Consider the following 7,853-nt stretch of genomic DNA (forward strand, 5'->3'; position numbering starts at 1 on the left):
CGGCTTCCTCGGCTAGGAACACCCGAAGCCGCTGCGATATAACGGATTTCGAGCAATCGAGCGAGAGTGGTTCGGCCGCAATTCGAGCTGAACCGGACACACATGGCCGGAACCGGGGGTTTCCGGCACCTGTTCGGGTTGGGGTTCGGTTTGGGTGAAGTCGCTGGCGTACTGGAATCCGGATTCGTCGAGTCGGTCGGCGCGCAGGTAGTACTCGGGGGCCCACAGGTACCCGGATTCGACGGTGTCGGCGTGGCGAAGTCCTTCGACGGCAACCGCATTCGGTTTCGGCTTGGTGGCGGGATCGATGCTGTCGGGGTCCACCACCTCGCCGGTGTCGCGGTCGAGGAGTACCTCGACCTCGGTGGGCTGGCAGTAGATGCTCCACAGCGTGGGCGTGGCGTGAATGCGGGCGATGTCGATCGGTTCGCCGTCGCTGGTGCGGAGCAGGTCGGCGGCGATGAAACTGTCGTCCTCGGTGGGGTCGGTGCTGTGGACGCCGAAGCCCTCGGCGGCATAGGGCAGCGATTCCCGGAACCGGTCGCGGGATTCGTCGCGTTCGGCGGCGATGCGTTTGACGTGATGGGCGAACATCGACCGGGGTGCGGCCAGCAGCCGGGCGACCGCGTCGGTGTCACCGGCGTTCTCGTACACCGCGAGCACGGCGGCCTGTTCGAAATCGAGCTGATGGGCATCGACTGCGGCGCACGCGGTTTCGCTGCGGCCGACGGTGACCGCGAGCTTGACCTGTTCGCGGCGTTGCCCGATCTCCTGGCTGATGCGGGTCAGCGAGGCACCGAAGTCGAACATGCGCGCCATGCCCGCGGCACGGTCACCATCAGTTAGCGCGATGCGATGATCGTTGACGTTGATCTGCGTCGAGGTGCGGCGGATCTCACGCTCGGCCCGATCGACCTGCGGTGCGGGGGTCACCCACACCGGAACTCTGGCAACCTTCAACTCGATCGCGGCCAGCGCACGGACCTGGCCGTCGATGACGGTGATGGTGCCGTCGGGTTCGCGGTGCGCCAGCAGCGGAATCTCGACGCCGCGCTTGATCGACTCCTTGACCTCGGGATGCTCGTCCAGGTCGAAATTCTTGCGCACATTCTCATCGATGGACAGCGCCTGCGGAGGCAGATTACAGCGCCTCCGCAGCAAGTGCCTCCTCGGACTCGGTGGTGGGTTGATCCCCGGTCTCGGGTTCAGCGGGGAGAGCAGTGGCGTCGGTGGCGGTGTCGATGGTCGTGGCGGTCATTCGGAACTCCTCTGGAAATGAGACAGGCGGGTACCGGCCCGGGAGGGGGCTGGCACCCGCCTGAAAAGTGGAATGGGTATCAGGTGAGTTGTTGAATAGTGTCTTCGGACAACGGATTTCGGTGAGTTGAAGGATGGTCGGACAGTGGCGCTATTTCTTTTTCTCGCGGGTGATCACGTAGATGGGGCGCAGCGACCAGAGCTTGTCGTCACCGCGGACGAACAGCCAGTACTTGCCCGCCCAGCGGGGCTCGTCAGCGCGCCAGGCATCGATGGTCTTCGCGTCGAGATGCGTGACGAGTCCGGCCGAGCCGAAGTGCCGCTCGTGCTCATAGTCGGTCTGGGACAACGTTTCGATCATGGGGGAGAGCCTCCTGAGAGACGGACGGGCGAGGTATCGCGACAGACAGCCGCGATAAGGGAAGCGAATCGTCGTGTGGCGCACTGTGACCGAGATCAGGCCATGGTCATGGCCTGGTAGGCGATGTCGTCGAGAGCGTTGGCGCGGTCCGGGTCGGGGATTGTCTGGGAGTAGCTGGTGACCGCGTTTGCGATCCCTGCGGCGGTGAGTTGGCCTCCGGAGATGAAGTGCGAGAGGATCCCGGCGCGTTCGGTCTCGCTGAATCCGAGTTTCTTGGCCAGCACTTCGAGGGTCTTGTCCGGTTGCGTGACCGGCGCGCCGGCGGCCTGCTCCAGTTCTTCGACGCGGGCCGCGAAGAATTCCGGGGACAACCATTCCGCGACGCGGTCGCGGGTTTCGGCGGTGATGACCGCGAGCTTCTTGCGCAGCGTGTCTTGAGACCAGGACACCGTGCCGGCGTCGAGACGTTCGCCGACGTGGCGGTGGGTGTGGGCGAACATGGGGATGGTCAGCCCATTGCCGCAGATCTGCACCACCAGCTCCGGAGTGAGCCGGACGGCGTGGTGGCCGGTTTCGTCGTTGCTGCACCGGAATCCGGTGAACACCACCGGCTCGGCCCCGGGTGCGTAGCCTTTGCCCTCGCGGGCGGCGATCGGCCGCCAGCGGTCGAGATCGCCTGCGACACGGCGACGTTCGGCCTCCAACTCCGGGTTGGAGAACGCGCTGCGGTAATTGGCCAGAAACCGGGGCGCCAGCACCGACATCTGCGGGGAGTAGACCTTGGCGTGCATGGTGGAGTCGGTCAGATCGCACGAGCGGATCTCGGTGTCGGCACCAGCAGCCTGGACACCTTCGAGCACGGCGGCGAGCACATCGAGGTTGTCGATGATCCCGTACCGATTCGACACCATCGCCCGCAGCACACCGGACTGCCCCGGCCCGGAGCCGGTGACCAGCCGCAGCAGAAACGACCGGTCATCAGGTTCAGGCAGCTCAGCGTCCACGGACCCGTGTAACCAGCCATTGACGTTGCCGTCGTAGAGATCCAGGCGTTCGCGTTCACGCAGTCGGCGCAGGTAGCGGACCGGGATGCCGAGTTTGTCGGCGATCTGCCCATCGGCGGCACCGGTCGGGCTGTAGAGGCCGTCGACGGTGGTGACGCCGCGTTCGTCGACCACCGGGGTGACGCCGAACAGTTCGATCATGCCGTCGCGGGCGCGGATCGCCGAGGCCGGGGCGACGACATCGACCTTGGCGGCCTGCTGCTCTTGCAGCAACGGCACCAGCTGCTGCAACGACATATGACGGGCGTAGGTATCCAGAGACATGAGAGGCGTTTCCTTCCAACGGGATTCGAACTATCGCAATGGGCCGGCGGTCGGCCAGGACACGTCGAGTCGGGCTGCTGGGTCAGGCGTCGGTCTTGCGCCGGACGGCGGCGAGCAACGCATCCGCTGCCTCGGCATCCTGGCGGGCGTGGCGGTAGCGCGTTGCCGTGACTTCCTTGCGCATCGAGGCCAGATCGTGGGCGCGGGAGGTGATTTCGCAGCGGTGCGCGGCGCGGGCCTGCCGGTAGCGGGCCACTCGGAGGTCGGTGAGGAACCGGTGCGACAACGTTGCGGGAGGTGATGGCCGCGCGTGATGCGGTCATCGATGACGACCGCGAGTGCGGCCACGGCATCGGCACGTCGGCAGATCTGGACGACTCGTTCGGTAAGGTGCGAGTATCGGTCGGCGGTGGGGAGATCGAGCCGAACAGCGACATGCACCTCGTGGGGAGTATCGGGCTGTGCTTGCCGGAGCACGACGACCACCAACGATCGCCGCGGGACGAATCCCAGCAGCGCAGGGACGGCAGCAATGAACTGACCCGGTTCCTTCAGCAAAACTTCGGACGACGACATGAGCGGACTCCTCAGAAACGAGACAAGCCCGACGGCGCAACGCGACACCCAACCAAGAATCGATGTCCGCGCCGCGCCCTTCGGGGCGGTGGGCGCGACGCGTAGACACCGGCGGCGTCAGTGGGCGGTTAAGCCGAAAACCCTTGCCCCCAGCCACGATCGAACTGTTCGCACGTCTGGGGATTCGCACTGGCGGCTTGACCGCCCACGCCGCCGGTGTAGCGTGCGCCCGCCCACCGCCCCGGAAGGCGTGGCGACATCGCCTACTCGACTCCCCGGATTCACGGCTTGCGAGGATTCCAATTCTGTTGTGCCCCAGCCGTACAACATTCCTGGTGGTTGCTGCCGTCCGGCCCGGCTCCGGCCGATCATGCAATGCCCGCATGCCTCTGACGGCGGCGAGCTCGCCTTCGGGCCGATTGCGATGTTTGCCGCAATATCGACGGTCGGAGACCGATTTCGGAGCGCCGAGTGATCGCGTGGAGGGCCGCCGGGGCTGTAACGTGGGTGCTCTGCCGATTGGGTCGATTCGATTGGGGGAGTGCGCAATTGCCAGGGGTATCGGGTCAGGGGGCGTTCGGCCGCGCGCGGGACCTGCCGCCTGATGTCGATGGGGCCGAGCCGAACGGGAGGATCTGGACGGTGGCGCCGCCGCCGGGCACGTTCATCGACCGCACCGACCTTCTCGACGAGGTCCGCAGGCTCGCCGCTTCGGAACGGGACGGGCCCGCGATCATCACATTCACGGGGTTGTCGGGCAGCGGGAAGACGGCTTTCCTGCGTCATTGCGCGGTGGCTCTACGCGAGAGTTTCGATATCGCATTGAGCGTCGACTTCGCGCAGTTGCTGCATGAGGGCGCGGTTCCGATGGCGGATGTGCTGGCAGGGCTGCTCGGTGATCTGCGTGTCGATGAGCGATGGATACCGGTGGATTTGGCCGGGCGGCATCGCCGGTATCTGGCGGTGACCGAAGGCCGTCGAGTGTTGTTGTTGCTGGACGGAGTGTCGGATGCGGCGCAGGTGTTGGTGTTGCTACCCAATTCGGCGTCGGCACTGGTCGTTGTCGCCGGTGAGGTAGACCTCGACGAGTTGACCGCTGAGGGCGCGGTTCCCTATCGGATGAGCGGTCTGGACGAGGGCTACGGCGCGGAGCTGCTGACGAGAATCTGCGCCGATCGGCTTGTGGTAGCCGAGCCGGAGCAGATTCGCCGATTGGTGAGTTTGGTCGACGGGTCTCCTCGTGCGATTCGGGTGCTGGCCGCGCAGGTACGGTCACGTCGTGGCCTGTCGGTGCAGCAGTTGATCGCAGAGCTCGAGCAGGAGCTCGACGGCGCGACCGCCGAGGGTGCGCGCACGAAGGTGGGTGACGAGCTCACCGAGTTGTTCGACGCGGTCTACCACCGATTGTCGCCGGCGGCCGCACGGGTCTACCGGCTGGTCGGCGATCTTCCAGCTGGACGCTGGTCGGCACGTGCTATCGCCGCGGCCTGCAACACCAGCGTCGACAAGATCGAACCATTGATTCGTACCCTGGTGGACGCAGACCTGCTCGCCGAGGTCGGCGATGACGAGCATCTGATGCCCGGTTTGGTGCGGCTGCACGCGCGCCGTATCGCTGCCCTGGACGAGACCGCCGAAGACCTCAACGCGGGTGCGGTGCGGGCGATGACCGTGGTGGTCCAGGACGCGGTGGCAGCCGATCGCGCCGTCGTGAGCGACCGATTCCGGGTGGGCGAGCCGCTGGCTCCATCGGCAGGCCCGAGTTTCGATTCCGCGCGGGCGGCGATGGCCTGGTTCACGCAACGCCATCCCGAGCTGCTCGGTGTGGCGCGGCGTGCGTCGGCGCAACGCGCCCGCGGGCTGGTGTCACGGCTGTTTCAAGCCGCGTGGCCGTTCTACAGCAACAGCCCGCTGTACCTGCAGCAGTGGCTGGAATTCGCCGATCTCGCGGTGACCGACGCGGAGGCCGGAGGGGATTCGGCGATGGTGGCGCGGATGCTGTGTCAGCGGGCGCGTGGGCATATCGAGAACAAGGATTTCACTTCGGCGGGTGGCGACCTGGCCCGTGCCATGGAGCTCGGTCGTGCGGTCGGTGGCTCGTTGTTGGCGTCCGTGCTCGATTTCATGGGTCAGTTCGAATACCGGCAGGGGCATTTCGCTGCTGCTCTCGCGTGTTTCGAGGAAGCGCTGGCGCTCAACGAGCAACTGGGTGATCGGCGCGGTATCGCGTTGCAGTCACAGTTCCGCGGCCGGTGCCTGGGGCGGTTGGATCGGGGCGCGGAGGCATTGGTCGCTCTGGACCGGGCAGATGAGTCCATCGCACCGTTCAACGATGCCCGCACCTCGTCACGGATCTCCTACAGCCGGGCAGAGGTGCTGATCACGCTCGGCAAAGACGCCGAGGCGGTCGCAAGCTTGCATGACTCCATCGATCTCGCCGCCGGACTGGGACAAACGATGCTGTTCGCGCGGCCACTCGAGCTGCTGGCCGAGATCGCCGAGCGGCTCGGGGATCGCGATGCCGAATGCCGCTATGTCGAGAAAGTGGTTGCCCTGCACCGCGACAGCGGCTCCCCGGAACTCGAACAATGGGTAGATCGCCTCGCACGCCTAACCGAATGAGTCGAAGCGCACGATGGTCGTGCTGGTGCCCGCAGTCACTGTGACGGGTCGAAGATCGGGCCGCTGGGCACGGACGAGCAGGTGATAAAGGACGGAGGCGAGCAACCCCGGATCAGCATGCGCCCCAGGCGTTGTCGTCGCGCTGACGCGGACTAGGTGACCATCACGCAACACCGCGAGGATGGTGTTCGCGCTGATGGGCGCGGCGGCTATCCGGCAGCCCGGCAGCCTGGTCAGGGTCGCGGCACCCCACACTCGAGCTGTTGCCTCGGTGATGATGGTCTGGTCCGCGACGAGAATGGCGGCGGTCTGGGCGAGCCGTTCGTCGGGCTCACCCTCGATGACGACCAAATGACCACTGTCGGCGGGCCGCACGATATCGGACAGTGATGCCGGGAAGCGTCGAAGCGTGACAGTGTCACCGAGCGACTCGGTCACGACGCGCAGGGCGCGGGGTGCCGGGCCGGCCGGTGGGTTCGCGGGACCGGCATCGAATACCGGTGTGGTGGCCGACGGCGTCAATCCCATTGTCTCGTACATCAATTCGCGCAGCAGCGACAGTGATTCGCCGCGTCGTGCGAAGACCTGGTCTGCGAGGTGGTCGAGTTGGGCGTGGTCGACCGCGCTGATCGCGTCCCTGATCTGGTCGGCCAGCGGTTGTGCTCGATCCAGCCGCGGCATGGAGGCGCCGAGCTGGGCCATCGATGTCCCGGCGGGGACCTCGGAGTCGCCGAAGGCGGCGAGCATCAGGGGGTGGCGCAGTCCCGCGGCGTAGGCCGACAGGCTGCCGTGATCACCGATGACGCAATCGGCTGCCGCCAGGGCCGATTGCCATGGTCCGGTCGGTGCGATCAGGGTCAACCCTGCTGACCGGGCTCGGCGGAGCCAGTGGTCGATCTGCCAACTACCGTGGTACGCCCACACATTCGGGTGCAGGATCGCCGCGACACGAAACTCGTCGTAGGGCAGTTGAGCCAGCAGATCGGCCGCCAGTGTGGGCCAACGCCCCATGGTGGACTCGGTGCCCCAGGTCGAGGTCACCGTGACCAGCGCCTGCCCAGGCTGTAGGTTCAGCAGTCGTCGCTGACGGTCACGGTCGCGGGCCAGCATGCTCAGCCGATCCAGGCACGGATCCCCGATCACCACCGCGCGGTCGGCCAATTCCGGTGTGGCGCGTTTCAACTGGACGAGCTGGTCCTCATGTGACAGACCGATGTGGGCAGGGACGGGACGGCCGTTATGCGAGAGGGCTGTGGCGGATAGGCCCGACAGGTCGCGGTCGTCGCCGGAGCCGGGGTGCGTCGAATATTTCTGGTATCCGGCGCCGTGGGGTACCAACAGCACGGGGCCGATGAGCTGGTGTAGGTCGCTGTTGTCGCTGGCGGCGATGACGAGATCGAAAGGGGTGGTCGTCGCATCCGGCCAGGGAATGACGCGCGCTCCGAGGGAGCGGAGACGATCGGCGACCCCGACGCTGAATTGGGAGCCCTCGTCGATGGTGAACACCACCTGGATTCGGGGATCATCGGCCAGCGCGGGCAATACATCCAGGATCCGATTCAGTGAGGTAATCGTCCTGGTCACCGCCAGCACCCGACGGCTGCACGCGATGGTGGCCCAACGCGAACTCACCACGCCACCTGATCCCGCTGCCCGCTGCCCGCTGCCCGCTGCCCGCTGCCCGCTGCCCGCTGCCCGCTGCCCGCTGC

The 7,853-nt window shown here is 66.3% G+C and carries 6 protein-coding genes and 1 pseudogene; 1 reads left to right on the forward strand and 6 read right to left on the reverse strand.

The annotated features are described in order from the left end of the window. Window positions 1–12 precede the first annotated feature (12 nt). From JK358_RS38030 to JK358_RS39780, 5 genes and pseudogenes are all read right to left on the reverse strand, one after another. On the reverse strand, window positions 13–1,107 hold the full coding sequence (locus JK358_RS38030) for a ParB/RepB/Spo0J family partition protein (RefSeq protein ID WP_201958528.1): 1,095 nt from the start codon (window positions 1,105–1,107) through the stop codon (window positions 13–15). Window positions 1,108–1,408: 301 nt separating this feature from the next. Further along, window positions 1,409–1,618, reverse strand: a complete 210-nt coding sequence (locus JK358_RS38035) for a hypothetical protein (RefSeq protein WP_201958530.1) — start codon at window positions 1,616–1,618, stop codon at window positions 1,409–1,411. Between the two features lie 95 nt (window positions 1,619–1,713). Next, window positions 1,714–2,946 carry a hypothetical protein gene (locus JK358_RS38040; protein WP_201958532.1) on the reverse strand — a complete coding sequence of 411 codons (1,233 nt, stop codon included), beginning with the start codon at window positions 2,944–2,946 and terminating at the stop codon, window positions 1,714–1,716. 82 nt (window positions 2,947–3,028) lie between these two features. Next, window positions 3,029–3,232 carry a hypothetical protein gene (locus JK358_RS39775; RefSeq protein WP_232852596.1) on the reverse strand — a complete coding sequence of 68 codons (204 nt, stop codon included), beginning with the start codon at window positions 3,230–3,232 and terminating at the stop codon, window positions 3,029–3,031. Between the two features lie 77 nt (window positions 3,233–3,309). Beyond that, window positions 3,310–3,522 (reverse strand): annotated as a pseudogene (locus tag JK358_RS39780) (DUF4192 family protein); the annotation flags it as partial. A 642-nt stretch (window positions 3,523–4,164) separates the two neighbouring features. Between JK358_RS39780 and JK358_RS38050 the strand changes: the two are divergent. Then, complete coding sequence (locus JK358_RS38050) at window positions 4,165–6,144, forward strand: tetratricopeptide repeat protein (RefSeq protein ID WP_201958536.1); 1,980 nt, start codon at window positions 4,165–4,167, stop codon at window positions 6,142–6,144. On the opposite strand, the gene JK358_RS38055 is transcribed toward JK358_RS38050, so the two are convergent. Continuing rightward, window positions 6,133–7,853 (reverse strand): hypothetical protein (locus tag JK358_RS38055; RefSeq protein WP_232852590.1); only part of this gene is annotated, 1,721 nt, incomplete at its 5' end. The genes JK358_RS38050 and JK358_RS38055 overlap by 12 nt on opposite strands.

It is taken from the genome of Nocardia acididurans (assembly GCF_016741815.1).
GTDB lineage: Bacteria > Actinomycetota > Actinomycetes > Mycobacteriales > Mycobacteriaceae > Nocardia > Nocardia acididurans.

Coding starts and splice junctions, on each gene's coding strand:
- JK358_RS38035 (WP_201958530.1), bottom strand. CDS start 1,618: ATGATCGAAACGTTGTCCCAGACCGACTATGAGCACGAGCGGCACTTC.
- JK358_RS38040 (WP_201958532.1), bottom strand. CDS start 2,946: ATGTCTCTGGATACCTACGCCCGTCATATGTCGTTGCAGCAGCTGGTG.